13 protein-coding genes and 1 riboswitch are annotated in these 16,178 nt (G+C 62.7%); of the genes, 11 read left to right on the top strand and 2 right to left on the bottom strand.

Features of this window, described 5'->3' with window-relative positions; translation table 11 throughout:
* Positions 1 to 120: 120 nt before the first annotated feature.
* Positions 121 to 960 carry a Bax inhibitor-1/YccA family protein gene (locus ACTNFJ_RS07175; protein WP_435905718.1) on the bottom strand — a complete coding sequence of 280 codons (840 nt, stop codon included), beginning with the start codon at positions 958 to 960 and terminating at the stop codon, positions 121 to 123.
* Between the two features lie 168 nt (positions 961 to 1,128).
* Here ACTNFJ_RS07175 and ACTNFJ_RS07170 point away from each other — a divergent pair, with 168 nt between their 5' ends.
* Entirely contained in the window at positions 1,129 to 2,166 is a 1,038-nt protein-coding gene (locus ACTNFJ_RS07170; protein ID WP_435905717.1) for a glycerophosphodiester phosphodiesterase family protein, read from the top strand.
* On the opposite strand, the gene ACTNFJ_RS07165 is transcribed toward ACTNFJ_RS07170, so the two are convergent.
* Positions 2,163 to 3,161, bottom strand: a complete 999-nt coding sequence (locus tag ACTNFJ_RS07165) for an asparaginase (RefSeq protein ID WP_435905716.1) — start codon at positions 3,159 to 3,161, stop codon at positions 2,163 to 2,165. The genes ACTNFJ_RS07170 and ACTNFJ_RS07165 overlap by 4 nt on opposite strands.
* 62 nt (positions 3,162 to 3,223) lie before the next feature.
* Between ACTNFJ_RS07165 and ACTNFJ_RS07160 the strand changes: the two genes are divergently transcribed.
* The 10 genes from ACTNFJ_RS07160 (at position 3,224) to ACTNFJ_RS07115 (ending at position 16,169) form a co-directional block, all read left to right on the top strand.
* On the top strand, positions 3,224 to 5,821 hold the full coding sequence (locus tag ACTNFJ_RS07160) for an ATP-dependent helicase (RefSeq protein WP_435905715.1): 2,598 nt from the start codon (positions 3,224 to 3,226) through the stop codon (positions 5,819 to 5,821).
* Between the two features lie 182 nt (positions 5,822 to 6,003).
* Positions 6,004 to 7,005 (top strand): GGDEF domain-containing protein, encoded by a 1,002-nt coding sequence (locus ACTNFJ_RS07155; RefSeq protein ID WP_435905714.1) that lies wholly within the window; start codon positions 6,004 to 6,006, stop codon positions 7,003 to 7,005.
* Positions 7,002 to 8,015, top strand: coding sequence for a GGDEF domain-containing protein (locus ACTNFJ_RS07150; protein WP_435905713.1), 1,014 nt, complete (start codon positions 7,002 to 7,004; stop codon positions 8,013 to 8,015). Before ACTNFJ_RS07155 ends, ACTNFJ_RS07150 begins: the two co-directional genes overlap by 4 nt.
* Positions 8,016 to 8,125: 110 nt before the next feature.
* A complete protein-coding gene (gene sucC / locus ACTNFJ_RS07145; protein WP_435905712.1) occupies positions 8,126 to 9,289 on the top strand; it encodes an ADP-forming succinate--CoA ligase subunit beta in 1,164 nt (387 codons plus the stop codon).
* A gap of 31 nt (positions 9,290 to 9,320) precedes the next feature.
* Positions 9,321 to 10,223, top strand: coding sequence for a succinate--CoA ligase subunit alpha (gene sucD / locus ACTNFJ_RS07140; protein ID WP_435905711.1), 903 nt, complete (start codon positions 9,321 to 9,323; stop codon positions 10,221 to 10,223).
* A 96-nt stretch (positions 10,224 to 10,319) separates the two neighbouring features.
* A complete protein-coding gene (locus ACTNFJ_RS07135) occupies positions 10,320 to 12,026 on the top strand; it encodes a cell division protein PerM (RefSeq protein WP_435905710.1) in 1,707 nt (568 codons plus the stop codon).
* A gap of 5 nt (positions 12,027 to 12,031) precedes the next feature.
* Positions 12,032 to 12,143, top strand: a riboswitch (TPP riboswitch).
* A complete protein-coding gene (locus ACTNFJ_RS07130) occupies positions 12,135 to 13,259 on the top strand; it encodes a thiamine ABC transporter substrate-binding protein (protein WP_435905709.1) in 1,125 nt (374 codons plus the stop codon). Its footprint overlaps the riboswitch before it by 9 nt.
* Positions 13,235 to 14,941, top strand: a complete 1,707-nt coding sequence (locus ACTNFJ_RS07125) for an ABC transporter permease (protein ID WP_435905708.1) — start codon at positions 13,235 to 13,237, stop codon at positions 14,939 to 14,941. The genes ACTNFJ_RS07130 and ACTNFJ_RS07125 overlap by 25 nt, the downstream gene beginning before the upstream one ends.
* Before the next feature lie 2 nt (positions 14,942 to 14,943).
* Positions 14,944 to 15,636: an ABC transporter ATP-binding protein gene (locus tag ACTNFJ_RS07120; RefSeq protein ID WP_435905707.1), complete on the top strand. Its 693-nt coding sequence runs from the start codon at positions 14,944 to 14,946 to the stop codon at positions 15,634 to 15,636.
* Positions 15,633 to 16,169: a nucleoside/nucleotide kinase family protein gene (locus ACTNFJ_RS07115; RefSeq protein ID WP_435905706.1), complete on the top strand. Its 537-nt coding sequence runs from the start codon at positions 15,633 to 15,635 to the stop codon at positions 16,167 to 16,169. Before ACTNFJ_RS07120 ends, ACTNFJ_RS07115 begins: the two co-directional genes overlap by 4 nt.
* Positions 16,170 to 16,178 lie beyond the last annotated feature (9 nt).

Raw genomic sequence — 16,178 nt, 5'->3', positions numbered from 1 at the left:
TGGTCGCGCACGAGCGCTCCTGGGCCACGTCGTCGACGCTAGTGCCTGCAGATTGAGCAGAAAAGGGTGAGGGGCGAGCGCCCTTGGCGCTCGCCCCTCACCCTTGATCCACTCGGAAGACTAGTCGCCGCGCAGGATGGCGAGGATACGAAGGATCTCGAGGTAGAGCCAGATCAACGTGACGGTGAGGCCGAAAGCGGCTGACCAGCCGTAGCGCTCGGGCACCCGATTACGCACGCCGTTCTGGATCAGCTCGAAATCCATCACGAGAGAGTATGCAGCAAGCAGCACGGCCAAGCCGCCGATGAGTAGGCCCAGCGGGATGCCGAAGATAGTTGCACCACGCATACCCCACGGGTCATCAGTGGCGCCGAACACCATCATGCCAACGTTGATGAGCGAGAAGACTAGGTAGCCGACCATGGCGACGAGGAAGATCTTCGTCATCTTGGGGCTTGTGCGCACCTTGCCGCTGCGGAAGAGCAGGAGGGTGACGCCGAAGACCGAAAAGGTGCCGATGACGGCCTGCGTGACGATACCTGCCCACTGGGCTTCGAAGATGCCGGAGATGCCACCCAGGAACAGGCCCTGTGCGGCCGCGTAACCGACGATGAGCGCGACGTTCGGCTCTTTCTTAAAGGCATTGACGAGGCCGAGTACGAGCCCGACTATCGCGCCCGGAATCATGAGAATGGGAACGAACCATCCCACTGCCGCGGTGGCGAGCACCACGACGAAGAGCATCACCGTCTTCGAGATCGTGTTCTCGTAGGTCATCGGGTTGTCGCTGCCCACCGCGGGAGGCAGCTGCGCGCCGCCAGCGGCAGGGGGGCTTGCCGGCTGATCTACGCCCGGTCGTTGCAGAGAAGCAGCTGGCTGGTCGTAGATGCGGCGCAACTCGTCGGCGCTGAGAGTTTTGCCATTGAGTGCCGGGTTGTTGGATAGTGCGGGGTTACTCATTCGTCGGGCTCCTTTGCGGGGCGGACTGGGTGATTCAACTCTATCTGGGCACCCCTTTTTGCGGGCTGTGATTCTGCCGTGGCAAGATGCTCGTTCGCTGTGGGCGTGCTGCCTACTTGACGTGTGCTGAAGGTGCTGGGTAACTCGTCTGGGCGCTACAGTTCCCTTATGCCTCACGACGCATTTCGTCCCGCAGACCGGGCAGCGGCCCGAAGGCCGCTCATCATTGGTCATCGGGGTGCTTCCGGGTACCGGCCTGAGCACAGCCCCTCGGCCTACCGACTTGCATTCGCGCAGGGTGTCGATGCTGTTGAGCCCGACATTGTGGCGAGCAAAGATGGAGTGCTCGTCGTGCGTCACGAAAACGAAATCTCGGGCACCACCGACGTGGCCTCGCGCGCAGAATTCGCAGACCGCCGAGCTACAAAGATCGTGGACGGAGTGCGGCTGACCGGCTGGTTCACCGAAGATTTCACCTGGGCAGAGCTGCAGACGCTGCGCTGCAGGGAACGCTTGCCGCGGCTGCGCTCCGACAACACGCGATTCGATGGGATCGAGCCCATTCTGCGGCTGACTGAAGTGCTCGATCTGGTCGGCGAAGATGAGCGTGCGCGTGGCATCAAAACCTCGGTCGTGGTGGAGATCAAGCACGCCCACTATTTCCTAGGAATTGGTCACGACCTGGGTGAGCTTCTCGTCGCTGAGCTTGTGGCTGCCGGATGGGCCGATCGTGAAGATCAGTTGATCATCGAGAGTTTCGAGCTCGGAGTGCTCGACCGGTTGCGGGCGGCCGGGGTTCAGGCCCAGCTGGTGTTCCTCACTGAGTCCATTGGCACCCCGGCAGATGAAGGGGTGCTGGGAAGCAGCGCGCACAGTTGGCCCTGGTATCGCAGCGACGAAGGACTCGATTCGCTCGTGGGACGGGTGGACGGCATAAGTGTGGCAAAAGCGGATCTACTGACCGTTGACGCCCGTGGCCGGAAGACCCGCGCACCGAACCTGGTGCAGCGCGCCCACGAGCGTGGGCTCCTGGTGTACAGCTGGACACTGCGCCCGGAAAATGCCTTCCTCAATCCGGCTCATACCGGCGCGGGCGGGAAAGGCGCGTTCGGGAATTGGCGCACGGAATGGCGTCAGGTGATCGCCACGGGGGTCGACGGCATCTTCGTCGATCATCCCGACCTGGCGCAAGGGATCTTCACTTAACGGCTCCGCTCGCCGACAAGATTCGCTTCCATGAGGGAGCGCAGGGCGGTGCCAGAGGCACCGCGATCCACTGCGAACGCAAGTTTGGCGAGCGCAGCTTCGAGCGTCATGTCACCGCCGTCGATCACCCCGGTCGCCGCCATCTGACGACCGACTGCATACCGCTCAAGATCAATGCTGCCGATCGCACACTGGGTGATGGCGACGACGGGAATGTGCGTCGACACCTCGCGCAATGCCTCCGCCATGCCCGGTCGCGATATCGGCGCGTTGCCGGTGCCGTAGCACTCCAGTACCAGGCCGTCAGGTCGCGCACCCGCTACGGCGCGCAGGTCGTCAGGAGTGACCCCGGGCACGAATCGAAAACTCACCACGCGTGCCGATTCAGTGGGGGAGTGGTCCTGCCCAGAATCGAGGCGCGGAATGCCGGTGGCACCAGGCCCCAGCGCGCGCTCTGCGCGGAATGCCTCACGACCGTCTGTTTGATACTTAGTGGCGCGCACCGCTGGAACCAAGGAGCCTCCGAAGGCGATCGATGCCGGCGCTGTGGGCGCCGCTCGCACCGCAGCCGAAATGGCGAGCGCGAGGTTTGCGGGGGCATCGCTGCCAGGAACTCCGTGCGGCAGCTGGCTGCCAGTGAGTACAACAGGTGCGCCCAGGCTCGCGAGTTCGAAAGCGAGTCGCGCGCCCGTGTACGCGAGGGTGTCGGTGCCATGCGTAATAACCACACCGCGAGGACGGTGGGTGTTGATGCGCGCGCGGACGGCTCGGGCGATTCGAGGCCCTGTTTCCGCATCGGCGTTCGCGCTGTCGATCGGTGGGGTGAGGTGGTTGATTCGAAACTCAACACCGGCCCTGGCACAGATCCCAGCGACGAGCGTTTCCAACGCCTCGGAAAAGCTCGGGTCGGGTGTGAGTCCCCGACCTACGTCGTGCATTCCGATCGTGCCGCCGGTGGCGAATACGAGAACTGACGGGCGTTGAGGTGGTGGCATCCCACCATTCTCTCGGACTCGTGAAGGTTCGTGTCGGCGGCGGCTTCTAGACTTGAGCCACGATGAGCGACTTCGAATTGATTGCCCCTGACGGAACGAACCTTGACAGGCTCGGCGATGCCCGTGCCGGCACCGCGGCCGGTGGTGAAGACCCATTGGTCGCGGGTCTCAACCCGCAGCAGAGACGGGCGGTCGAGGCCCGGGGGCACGCACTGTTGATTGTTGCCGGTGCAGGTAGTGGCAAGACTCGCGTGCTCACGCATCGAATCGCGCAGCTGATTCGCAACAAGGAGGCATGGCCGAGCCAGATTCTCGCGATCACCTTCACGAATAAGGCGGCGGCCGAGATGCGTGAGCGAGTCCAAGACCTGTTGGGTGACGCTGCGGAAGGAATGTGGATCTCAACGTTCCACTCAGCGTGCGTGCGCATTCTGCGTCGTGAGGCGGAGAAATTCGGGTACGGGTCAGGTTTCACGATCTACGACTCCGCCGATTCGAGGGCGCTACTCAAGCGCCTGATTAAAGACCTTGAAGCTGACACTTACGGCTTCACTCCGGCGAACACCGGTGCGAAGATCTCGAAGTTGAAGAACGAGCTCGCCGACGCCGACTCCTACGCCGCGACGGCGAGCGCGAGCGATCCCCGCGAGCGACTCTTTGTGGAGATCTTCCGGGGGTACGAACAGGCGCTGCGCAAGGCTCACGCGTTCGACTTCGACGACCTCATTGGTCAAACGGTTCACCTTTTCCGTTCTCACCCTGAGGTCGCCGCGGTGTACCAGCGCAGGTTCCGTCACCTCCTGGTCGACGAGTACCAAGACACGAATCACGCACAGTACTCATTGATTCGGGAGTTGACGCTGCCGGTCGACAGTGCACTGGCGGAGCGCCTGCAGCCCCCCGTACGCGACTCGGAACTGGACGCGGCTGGCAGCATTCCCGGAGCGAGCCTCACGGTCGTTGGAGACAGCGACCAGTCAATCTATGCGTTCCGCGGTGCAGACATTCGCAACATCGTGGAGTTCGAGCGCGACTTTTCCGGGGCCGAGGTGGTCAAGCTCGAACAGAATTACCGCTCGACGCAAAACATTTTGAGCGCAGCGAACGCGGTGATCGGAAACAACTTCGATCGCCAGGAGAAAAACCTCTGGACCGCGGAGGGGGACGGCGAGAAGATCGTCGGCTTCACCGGGTATTCGCAGCATGACGAGGCGCGATTCGTGGCGGAGGAAATAGAAGACCTCCATCGCTCGGGCATGGCATATGGAGACATTGCCGTGTTCTACCGCACCAACTCGCAGACCCGAGCGTTGGAAGAGCTGCTCATCAGATCCGCCGTGCCCTATCGGGTGCTCGGCGGCACAAAGTTCTACGACCGCGCAGAGATTAAAGACGCAATGGCGTATCTCACGAGCCTTGCGAACCCGTACGATCCGATCTCTTGGTCGCGGCTCATCGCTGCCCCGAAACGCGGCATCGGGCCGATGGCCGAAGCGCAACTCGCAAACTTTCAAGAGGCAGAGGGCATCTCTTTTCACGATGCCATGTTGCGCGCAGGCGATCTGGGGTTCGGGCCGAAAGTTCGTGGCTCGATCCTTGCGCTTGGCGATCTCCTGCTTCGAGCCGCCCGCATGGCAGCCGGTGGAGGCGCGACTGAAGACACAGCCTCGCCGAAGCAGCCCGCGCCGGTGGCGGATGTGTTGAAGCTGGTGCTTGATGAGACGCAGATGATCGAAAAGCTCCGGGAGAAGCGCGATCCGCAAGATGAGGCACGTGCTGAGAACCTGGAGGAGCTCGTCGCGGTTGCCCGCGAATTCGACATTAAGAATCCGGGCGCGGGACTTCTCGAATTCCTGACTCAGGTCAGCCTCGTCGCCGCAGCAGACGACCTTGACGATGCCAGTGGCACGGTATCACTCATGACGCTGCACACTGCGAAGGGTCTCGAATACCCTGCCGTCTTCATCACCGGAGTGGAAGAGGGCCTGTTGCCTCACCAAATGTCTGTCGATGAGGTGGGCGGCATCAGTGAGGAGCGGCGCCTCATGTACGTCGGAATTACGCGAGCCCGGAGGCTGCTGTACATTACCCTGGCGAGCACGCGTGCCACCTACGGTGACATTGCGGTGGCGATGCCTTCACGCTTCCTGCAAGAGATTCCCGACGGACTTATTGAGTGGCGCCAGTCGCCAGGCGAGGTCACGGGGCGGGCCGGCACCGAGTCTCGGGCACTCAACGCCCCCCGTGGTTCGGCGGCAGGCGGGCGAGGCGCGAGGTCGGGCGGCGGTCGCGGGACCGATTCCCAAGTCTCATTTGCCGGTGGATCCGGAAATTCCCGAGGCCTGTCCGGTTCAGCGGCCGTGTCAGAGCCAGCGAGTGGAAATATGCAGTCGGCGCTGGACAAATGGCGCGAGCGCAAGCGTTTGGCCAAGGAATCACAGCAATCCGGAGCGGGCTTTCCCAATCTGATTGGTCTCGGTGTTCGCGATAACGGCGATCTTAAGTTGGAGGCCGGTGACCTGATCCGCCACGAGGAATACGGGGAGGGTCGCGTGACGGCGGTAACCGGCGAGGGGTCGAAACGTGTCGCTCATGCCGAGTTTGTGTCGGTCGGCATGCGGAAGCTGCTAATCAAACTGGCTCCGATCGAGAAGCTATGAGTCTCCCAAAGCCTGTATCCATGGATTTCTAACACACATTTGTGAGAGCCGTGTTGTCGCGTGTTAGGCTGCGCTTGCTCGGGATCGGAGACTGGAGTCTGCGAGAGAGTGCCCGTGATGGTGAGCTCAGCGCGGAAATCGCGCCCGGGTGGGTCTGAAACAAGAACGGTGTAATCAGATACGTGCTGAAGAATGCCGCAGCTCCCCAGAGCGATTCGGGACCAGGTGAGTATACGCCTGGCATCCTTTCCCGACGTCGACAGGACGCGCACTCCTTTTTCCTCATCTCAGCAGGTGCTCTCCTTACCGGCACGCTCGTCGTGGATCTGGTCCTTCACCGCGCAGACCTAAATCTCGTTGTGCTCGCGCTGCTCATGATCGCCGCTGTGACACTCAGCGTGTCAGCAATTGTGCTGGGGCGAGCGTTTCCCCACTGGCTCGGACTGTGTTGCGTCGCAGTGCTCGCGCTCGCCAGTGCGTATTTCATCAGTCCGCTTGGAAACGAGCAGTCTGCAGTTTCGAGCATGCAGGAGTTGCCCATCTTGGCCCTCTACCTCGCGTGGTTTGTGAGGCGTCCCCTCAATCGGGGAATCCTGCTCATGAGTCTGGCGTTCATCGCGCTCATGATGATCCTCAACCCGGTCTTTCACGTGCAGGGAGAGCTCGGAGTCGCCGTGGCGATCCAGTCAATCATTGCCACGTATTTTTGCTTTGAAGTCGGCCAGGCGCTGTGGCGCAGAACCGAGCATGAGACCACGACTGATGTGCTCACTGGAGTGCTGAATCGAGCGGGATTCATGAGGAAACTCGAGGAGGAGACCGCACGGTCGTTACGTATCAACACCCCGCTTAGCCTCGTGGTCATTGATTTTGATGATTTCAAACTGCTCAACGATCGCAGCGGGCACGCGGCTGGCGATCGGGCGCTCGTCGACACGGTGCAGCATTGGAAAGAGGGGCTCAGGTCTCGAGACGTGGTGGGTCGCACGGGAGGAGATGAATTTGCAATTCTCTTCGATCGCACGGATGCAAGGGGTGCTCATCGCACGATGAAGCGACTGCGCGAGCACTCACCTCACGCCTGGTCGTGGGGAGTCAGCCAAGCCCGAAGCGGCGATACCACTGAAACAATGTTCGATCGGGCGGACGAGAAACTCTACGCGGCGAAAAGAGCGCGACAGTGAACCGTAGCGAAGACGCCAGCCTGATCGTGGTGCTGCTGCAACGGGTGGGTGACCTCGGTGTGCGAGTGGCGCGTCGGCAGTCAGATTTTTCAGCGGTCAGTGCCCTCCTCACAGCCGCCCTTTCGCTCACTCTGCTCACCGATGTCGCTGTCGGGCACCTGCACTATGACCGCGTGACAATTTTGAGTTGTCTCGTGGGTTTCGCGCTGCTGAGTGTGATCCCGGTTTGGGCGGGGCATCGCTACCCGCGATGGGCGGGGATCGCGGTAGTCGGTGCGCTCGCCGTGTGGTCCGCCTATTTTGTCTTTCAGACCACTCATGCGCACACGGAGCTGAGTCCTCTTTTCGAACTCACCATGATTGCGCTCTACGTGGGCTGGTTCTACCGACCGGCCATCGCGAGGTTGGCACTGATGTTCAACGTGCTCGTCATTTTGTTGGCGATGCTCGGGCGAGTCGAACCCACCTCCAGCGGGTATTCCTCGGAGATCGCCTTCGCCTACGCGGTGTTGATATCCGTCTTCTGTCTCGAAGCGGGATCGTACCTGCGTAGGCGAGCTCTTGCCCGTGCGAACTATGATCCACTAACCGGGGTGCTCAACCGTCGGGGCCTCGCAGGGCACGCGGCGAGGGCGATTGCCGACGCGAAACGCACCGGTGAGCCGCTGACTGTCGTGGTAGTCGATTTCGACGATTTCAAAGCGGTCAATGATGCCGGTGGTCACGCGGCGGGAGATCGGGCGCTGCGCACTACCGCGAACATATGGACGCAGGGCTTGGGTAAGAAAGACTTGGTTGCCCGAACGGGAGGAGACGAGTTCTTGCTGCTGATCCACGCGGATCGAGACACTGCAAATACGCGGCTTTGTGAGATTGCTCAGGGCGCCCCGTACTCCTGGAGCTGGGGAGTTACCCAGCTGCGCAGCGACGACACGCTGGACGAACTGATGTCGCGGGCGGACGTCCGGATGTATGCCGCCAAGGGTCAGCGCGAGCCAGGCGATACCTAGGCCAGCCCGGTTGCGGCGCAGTGGGTGATAGGCTGTAAAACGGTCGAACTATCTCGATATCGAGACTTTTCACTCACGCCAAACCACTCCCAACACTCTAAGGAATGCACGTGGATCTCTACGAGTACCAGGCACGCGATCTGTTCGAGAAACACGGGGTGCCGGTGCTTGCCGGTATCGTCGCTGATACCCCGGAGGAGGTGCGCGCTGCGGCCGAGAAGATCGGTGGCGTGGTCGTGGTGAAAGCCCAGGTGAAAACCGGTGGCCGCGGAAAGGCTGGCGGGGTCAAGGTCGCGAAGACTCCTGATGAGGCGTTCGCCGCTGCGAAGGCGATCCTTGGCCTCGACATCAAGGGCCATGTCGTGAAGCGCGTGATGGTGGCCGCTGGCGCCGATATTGCGCAGGAGTTCTATTTCTCGGTACTGCTCGATCGGGCGAATCGCTCGTACCTTTCACTGTGCTCTGTCGAGGGCGGTATGGAGATTGAGCAGCTCGCGGTGGAGAAGCCCGAGGCTCTCGCTCGTATTGAGGTCGATCCCATTGTCGGAATTGACGCGGCGAAGGCCGAAGAGATCGCGCGTGCAGCGAAATTCCCGGAAGAGCTCGTGGCTCAGGTGGTGCCGGTCTTCCAGAAGCTCTACGAGGTGTACAGGAGCGAAGACGCGACGCTGGTCGAGGTCAATCCTCTCGTGCTCACCGGTGCGGGCGAGATCGTCGCGCTTGATGGCAAGATCTCACTCGACGAGAATGCTGCGTTCCGCCAGCCCGGCCACGAAGAACTTACCGATAAAGCAGCGGAAGACCCGCTCGAGGCAAAAGCCAAGGAGCAGGATCTCAACTACGTGAAACTCGATGGCGAGGTTGGCGTTATCGGAAACGGTGCCGGACTTGTCATGTCGACGCTCGACGTCGTCGCCTATGCGGGGGAGAACCACGGCGGAGTGAAGCCAGCGAACTTCCTCGACATCGGGGGCGGGGCGTCTGCCGAGGTGATGGCCGCCGGGCTTGACGTGATCCTGGGAGACCCACAGGTGAAGTCGGTGTTTGTCAACGTGTTCGGAGGCATCACCGCGTGTGACGCCGTCGCAAATGGCATTGTGGGCGCACTCGAGAAGCTCGGTGACGCGGCGAACAAGCCGCTCGTCGTGCGGCTCGACGGAAACAACGTCGAGGAAGGCCGTCGCATCCTTGCTGAGGCGGCACACCCACTGGTGACGCTCGCCGCAACGATGGACGAGGGCGCCGACAAAGCCGCCGAACTGGCGAACGCCTGATCACCCACGAGACTGACGAGAGAGTAGAGATATGTCGATCTTCCTGAACAAGGATTCCAAGGTCATCGTGCAGGGCATCACCGGCGGGGAAGGCACGAAGCACACCGCCCGGATGCTCGCCGCAGGCACCCAGATCGTTGGGGGAGTCAATGCGCGCAAGGCGGGCACCACGGTCTCTCACATCGATGCATCCGGAAATGCCCTTGAGCTTCCGGTGTTTGGCACCGTGGCCGAGGCGATGGCCGCCACTGGCGCAGACACATCGATTGCCTTTGTGCCGCCGGCATTTACGAAGGACGCAGCGGTTGAGGCTATCGACGCGGGTATCGGACTTCTGGTGATCATCACCGAAGGCGTGCCGGTGAAAGACTCTGCGGAGTTGTGGGCCCACGCTCAAGCAACCGGTAACCAGACCCGAATCATCGGACCGAATTGCCCCGGGATCATCACGCCGGGAGAATCGCTTGCCGGTATTACTCCCGCGACAATCGCCGGCAAGGGCCCGATCGGTCTCGTGTCGAAGTCGGGCACGCTGACCTACCAGATGATGTTCGAGCTGCGTGACCTGGGATTCTCCACCGCGATCGGCATCGGCGGCGACCCGATTATTGGTACCACGCACATCGACGCACTCGCAGCTTTTGAGGCTGACCCCGAGACGCTCGCGATCGTAATGATCGGCGAGATCGGCGGCGACGCTGAGGAACGGGCGGCCGAGTACATCAAGGCCAACGTCACGAAGCCGGTTGTTGGTTACGTCGCTGGCTTCACCGCACCCGAGGGCAAGACAATGGGCCACGCGGGCGCGATCGTGTCGGGATCTGCTGGCACGGCTCAGGCCAAGAAGGAAGCGCTTGAGGCTGCTGGCGTGAAGGTTGGCAAGACGCCGAGCGAGACCGCGCGATTGCTGCGTGAGGTATACGCCGCGCTGTAGTTGTAGCGAGCGAATTAAGGCGGCGGGCACCCTTGGTGCCCGCCGCCTGTGCGTGTGCGCTGACGGTTATCGATGCCGATCGGTAGCCTTGAGACAATGAGAGCAACATTAACGGCGGTGATCGCCGCGATCGAGGCCGGAGCCATTGCGCTTGAGGTCTTCGTAGTGATCGCCATTCCCGGCGTTCTCCTCTGGTGGCTCACCTTTGACCTGAGCGGTGAACCGAGTCAGGTTGGGTTCGGTGTTGCTGGCGTGTGGATGCTGGCGCACCTTATCCCGCTGACATTCTCACTCACGCCAGAATCAGCATTATCCTTCGGGCTCGAGCCGCAGTCGCTGAACTTCGTGATCTCGCTCGCGCCCTTGACGCTGACGTTTCTCACCGCCACCCTCGCTTTTCGATCTGGATGGCGTTTTGGTCAGCGCGGAGGCGTCGGTGTGGCGGCCCCGCTCGGTGGTGCAGCGGGGTATGCGATAGCGGGAGCCGCAGTCGCTTGGCTTGCGAGCCCGGTGCTGGCGGCTCCGATGTGGGCGGCAATTATGGTGCCAACGCTGTGGTTTGGGGTGTGGTCCGCGTTGGGCTTCGTGGCGCGCTCGGTGTCGAGCGGCCACGAGTGGTGGCGATCCACCGTGCGACAGGTGCAGAGAGCGTTCGAACGCGTCAGCCCCCTAGGCGCCGCCTCTCTGCCCTCGCGGTCGTGGGAGATGGCGCGGCTATCCGCTGCCGGCTTCGCAGCACTCATGGGATTGGGTGCACTGGGTCTTGTGGCCGCGATCGTAGTCGGATACGTGCAGATCGTGGCCCTCGGGCAGGGCCTTCAGCTTGACCTCTTGGCAATTGTGCTGGTCTTCTTGTTTCAGCTGGCCGTGCTGCCGATCGCCTGGGTGTGGTCTGTGACGTGGCTCACCGGCGCAGGATTCGCGATCGGCACGGGCACGTCGGTGACGCCGTTCGATACCCTTCTGGGCCCGCTTCCGTCGCTGCCACTACTCGGCGCGATTCCCCAGGGGTGGGGAAGTGCGGGGGCCTTGGCGCCGACGCTCGTCGTGCTTGCGGGCGTGATGGTGGGAGGGCTCGCTGGTGGGAGGCGAAACCTCCGCAGCGAGCCGATCCTGTGGGCAATACTCGTGCCGGTGCTCGCTGCGGCGTGCGCGGGGCTCGCAGTCACTGGTCTTTCTGCGCTCGCTTCGGGGGCGGCCGGGCCGGGTCGCCTCGCCGAGGTAGGCCCTGCTCCATGGATTGCAGGGGGTCTTGCCGCAGCCGAGCTTGGGGTAGGAATGCTCTGCGGCGTATTTGTGCGCAGGGTCGATCATTCTCGCTGGACCGAGGCGCTCCCTGTGCTTCGGCGCGGCGAGGGCGAGAGCCAAGCGGAGACGCAGAATGCGCGGCCCGTCACTCCCTTGGTGTTTGCCCGATCCGAGGAGAGTGCGGCAGCCCAGTCTCCATCCACGGATTCACTTACCGAACTCGATACGATGCCCATTCCAGACTTCCCAGGCCCTCGTATCGATGAGCGTCTGCGCAGCCATGCGGCGGAGGCCGAGACGCACGTCGACAACGTGGCGGAGACACTTCCCGAAGGAGACGTGGCGGGGGAGGGCGGAACTTCGCCGTCGGAGGTGTCTGCCGAGACCGAGGTGTCGGCTGAGACCGAGGTGTCGACTGAAACGGAGGTGTCGACAGAGACCGACGAAGAATCGATCCTGCGCGCGTACTCGTGGGAGAACGGACCGAAGAACCTTGAGTCGAGCACGCCGAGCGTGAGCGCCTCGCGTTGGCGAATCTGGATGCGAAAGGGCTAGAGTAGAACTACATCCACGGGAGCCCGGACGTCGTCGGGCTGAGACTGAACTCCGCGAGTTCTGACCGTTCAACCTGATCTGGGTAATACCAGCGGAGGAAGGAATCATATGCACACGTCTGCATCTTCACAGCCCCACGTTTCCGGAGAGCGCAAGAAGTCGCCTCCAGTGAAACGTCGCGTCGCGGTTCGCCCATTGAGTCTTGGGGTTGTGGCCGCACTCGGACTGGCGATTGCTGGCTGCGCCGGATCCGAGGGTGACAGCGGATCCGCTGATGCCGAGAGGAGTGTCACCCTTGTCGTGCACGAATCGTTTCCTAACGAGGAGTTCGCTGCAGCAGCCAGCGCTGCCACCGGTTACGAGGTCGAAGTCATCACGGCGGGAGATGGCGGCGAGCTCACCAACAAGCTGATACTGACTCAGGGAGCGCCGATTGCCGACGCGTTCTTCGGTGTGGACAATGTCTTCGCGTCCCGGCTTGTTGAAGGCGGAGTTGTCGAACCGTATCGTTCCCCAGCGCTGCCCCCACGTGCGGAGGAGTTCGTGTATGACACCGAAGGATCACTCAGCCCGGTGACGCTCGGAGCGACCTGCATCAATATCGATCCCGCCTGGTTCGTCGAGCAGGGTCTCGCTGAGCCCACGGGGTATGACGACCTCGCCGACCCCGCATACGCGGGACTCACGGTGCTGCTCGACCCGACCTCGTCATCGACAGGAGCGTCTTTTCTGACCGGGACCGTCGCGGCGTTCGGTGAGGATGGATTCGTCGACTACTGGGCGAGCCTTGCCGAGAATGACGTGCGCATTGAACAAGGATGGACCGAAGCCTACAACGGCCAATTCACTCAGGGCGGTGGCGAAGGCACTTTCCCGATTGTGCTTTCATACAGTTCTTCACCCGCTTGGACCGTAACTGAAGATGGGGACGCCACCACGACACGAGCGCTACTCGACACCTGCTCGTCTCAGGTTGAGTACGCTGGAGTGCTCTCGGGTGCCGCAAACCCGGAGGGAGGCCGGGCAGTGGTCGACTACCTGCTGTCACGCGAGTTCCAAGACACAATTGCTGACACCATGTACGTGTACCCGGTCGATGTCGAAGCATATGTGCCCGACGAATGGCAGCGGTTCGCGCCGATGCCGGAGACGCCCTACGACCTGACCCCGGCTGAAATTGGGGCCGGGCGCGAGGCCTGGTTGAAGGCGTGGAGCGAAGCGACCGGCTGGTAGCAGAGCGAAGCGCCGTCACCGCGCGTTGGCTCGGCCGGTTCGGTTGGGCCATCGCGGTAGCGCTACCTCTCGGCTTCCTCGCCCTCTTTTTCGTCTGGCCGGTGCTCGCGCTCGTGGCGACCGGCCTGTTTGATAGTGGATCACCCGGTTCCTCGGCACCTTCTCAGGTTTTCGCTGAACCGAGAACCTGGCGGGTCATTGGCCAGACCCTCACACAGGCTGTGCTCGGCACCGCACTCTCCGTGCTCCTTGGCCTGCCAGCCGCCTTCGTGCTGTATCGACTGCAGTTTCGCGGGCAGTCGCTTCTGCGCGGCTTGGCTACCGTGCCGTTTGTATTGCCCACAGTGGTTGTCGGTGTGGCATTCACTGCCTTGCTTGGACCCGGAGCGCCACTTCACTGGTTGGGCCTCGATCAGAGCCTTACCGCGATAGTGCTTGCGTTGGCGTTTTTCAACGTCACGGTGGTGTTGCGCACCGTGGGCGGATTCTGGGCGCAGCTTGACCCGCGCTCAGAGGAGGCGGCGCGCATGCTCGGCGCCGGGCCCGTGCGGGTTTTCCTCACGATCACCCTGCCCAATCTCGGCCCAGCGATCGCCTCCGCAGCAGCCCTCGTGTTCCTGTTCTGCGCGACCTCGTTTGGGGTCGTGCTTATCCTGGGCGGTCGACAATTCTCTAATATCGAGACCGAGATCTATCGCCTCACCGTTCAGTTTCTCGATCTTCGCTCGGCGGCAGTGCTCTCACTCGTGCAGTTCGCGATCGTCATCGTGGTGCTCCTGCTCTCGGCACGGCTGCGCAAGAGCCGCGATCGAGCTGTGGCCCTTCGCTATATCGCGCGCGGTGCTCAGCGCCCCACCCGCGCGCATGTGCCCGCAATCGCGGTGTTCGCGGTGACCGCACTAGGCCTGCACGCGTTGCCGATCCTCGCGCTTGTCTGGCGCTCACTGCGCGGCGCAGACGGTGCGCTGAGTCTCGAGAATTATGTCCACCTGGTGGTGCCGCCAGAGGGGTCACGGCTCAACGGCAGCGTACTTGATGCCATCTGGCTATCCCTACAGACCGCGATGGCCGCAACGGCTATCGCGATGTTCTTGGGGGTGCTCACTGCGCTCGTGGCTTCGCGACAACCGAGTAATCCGCACCTGGGCTTAGCCACCCGCACCTTCGATGGTTTCGTTATGCTGCCGCTCGGCGTCTCGGCGGTGACACTCGGCTTTGGTTTGTTGCTCACGATGCATCGTCCGCTCGGCGTTGGCTTTGACCTGCGCACCTCGGTGGTGTTGATCCCAATTGCCCAGGCGCTCATCGCACTCCCGCTCGTGGTGCGCACACTGCTCCCCGTTCTCCGAGGGATCGACCCCCGGTTGCGCGAGGCTGCAGCCACGCTCGGTGCCTCACCACTTCGGATTCTGGCAACAATCGATCTGGCGATGCTCGGGCGATCGGCGGGACTCGCGCTCGGGTTTGCGTTCGCGACATCGCTTGGCGAATTCGGGGCGACCGCATTTCTGGTTCGCCCGGGCGACCAGACGCTCCCGGTCGTTAGCGCTCAGCTCATCGGCCAGCAGGGTGCCGAAAACTACGGCATGGCGCTGGCCTCGGCTGTCGTGCTCGGGGCGCTTACCGCAGGTGTGATGCTGGTCGCCGAACGGTGGCGCGGTGACGTAGCAGGAGAATGGTGAGTATGTCAGTAGGAACGGTGCCCGAGACGGGGCTTGAGGTGCGCCAAGTGACCGTGCGCTACGGCGCGCCGGTCCGGGACGATGCTGTGGTGCCTGCGGCGGTTACGCGGGCCACGTTCTCTGTGGATCGCGGAGAGGTCGTGGCGCTCCTTGGTCCGAGCGGATGCGGTAAATCGACGCTGTTGCGGGCCATAGCAGGCCTGCAGTCGCTGAGCGGGGGATCGGTGCTCTGGGCTGGTCATGACCTCGCTCGCGTGCCACCGCACCAGCGAGGATTTGGGCTCATGTTTCAAGATGCGCAGCTCTTCGCGCATCTGTCGGTGGCGAAGAACGTCGCCTACGGCCTCAGCGCCCGGCGAGTGCCGCGGGCTGAGCGTCTTGCTCGGGTTGCCGAGTTACTCGAATTAGTCGGGCTCCCCGGATACGGCGGGCGGCCAGTCACGGAGCTGTCGGGTGGCGAACAACAACGCGTCGCGCTCGCACGCTCCCTCGCCCCGGGGCCGCGCATGCTCATGCTTGATGAGCCACTCTCTGCACTCGACCGAGAGCTTCGAGACCGCCTCGGTGGAGACCTCGCGCGGGTCCTGCGTGCAACCAGGACCACTGCGATTCTCGTCACCCACGATGAATCCGAAGCTGACGCGATCGCCGACCGTACACTGCGCATGCAGGCGGGGGAGCTCATCAATTCATGAGGTCAGGAACGACCGCACTGCGCGTGCTCGCTCGGCTTGGGGCGTCTATGCCCGCCGTTTTTCTCATTGACGGCCGCTCAGGCTCCGGTAAGACTGTGCTGGCCGAATCGCTGCGGGTATCGTCGCAAGGCGGGATTCTGCATCTTGACGATCTTTACCCGGGATGGAACGGGCTTGCCCGGGGCTCCCTGGCCGTCGCGGCCGCCCTGCGAAGGGGCCAATATCGTCGATTCGACTGGGAGAAGATGGAACCGGCGGAGAGCGTTTCGCTCGACCGGCGCGGGCCCTTGATCATTGAAGGGTGCGGAGCGCTGACGGCGCACAACCTCCAGGCTGCTCGCGAATGGGCTGCAGGAGAGGCAGTGCACAGCATCTGGCTGGAGTGTCCCGCCGAGGTACGCCGAGCACGCGCGCTCACACGCGATGGCAACATGTTCCTGCCGCACTGGGATTCCTGGGCTATGCAGGAAGAGGTGCATCTCGCGTCCGAGCGACCGTTCGCGCTCGCAGCCGAGGTGATCCACTGCCGGTAGACTTACGGG

Source organism: Leucobacter shiyiweii (genome assembly GCF_052446065.1).
Classification (GTDB): domain Bacteria; phylum Actinomycetota; class Actinomycetes; order Actinomycetales; family Microbacteriaceae; genus Leucobacter.
This window is presented reverse-complemented; position numbering and strand designations above follow the sequence as displayed.

Coding starts and splice junctions, on each gene's coding strand:
- ACTNFJ_RS07175 (WP_435905718.1), bottom strand. CDS start 960: ATGAGTAACCCCGCACTATCCAACAACCCGGCACTCAATGGCAAAACT.
- ACTNFJ_RS07170 (WP_435905717.1), top strand. CDS start 1,129: ATGCCTCACGACGCATTTCGTCCCGCAGACCGGGCAGCGGCCCGAAGG.
- ACTNFJ_RS07165 (WP_435905716.1), bottom strand. CDS start 3,161: ATGCCACCACCTCAACGCCCGTCAGTTCTCGTATTCGCCACCGGCGGC.
- ACTNFJ_RS07160 (WP_435905715.1), top strand. CDS start 3,224: ATGAGCGACTTCGAATTGATTGCCCCTGACGGAACGAACCTTGACAGG.
- sucD (WP_435905711.1), top strand. CDS start 9,321: ATGTCGATCTTCCTGAACAAGGATTCCAAGGTCATCGTGCAGGGCATC.
- ACTNFJ_RS07135 (WP_435905710.1), top strand. CDS start 10,320: ATGAGAGCAACATTAACGGCGGTGATCGCCGCGATCGAGGCCGGAGCC.
- ACTNFJ_RS07130 (WP_435905709.1), top strand. CDS start 12,135: ATGCACACGTCTGCATCTTCACAGCCCCACGTTTCCGGAGAGCGCAAG.
- ACTNFJ_RS07120 (WP_435905707.1), top strand. CDS start 14,944: ATGTCAGTAGGAACGGTGCCCGAGACGGGGCTTGAGGTGCGCCAAGTG.
- ACTNFJ_RS07115 (WP_435905706.1), top strand. CDS start 15,633: ATGAGGTCAGGAACGACCGCACTGCGCGTGCTCGCTCGGCTTGGGGCG.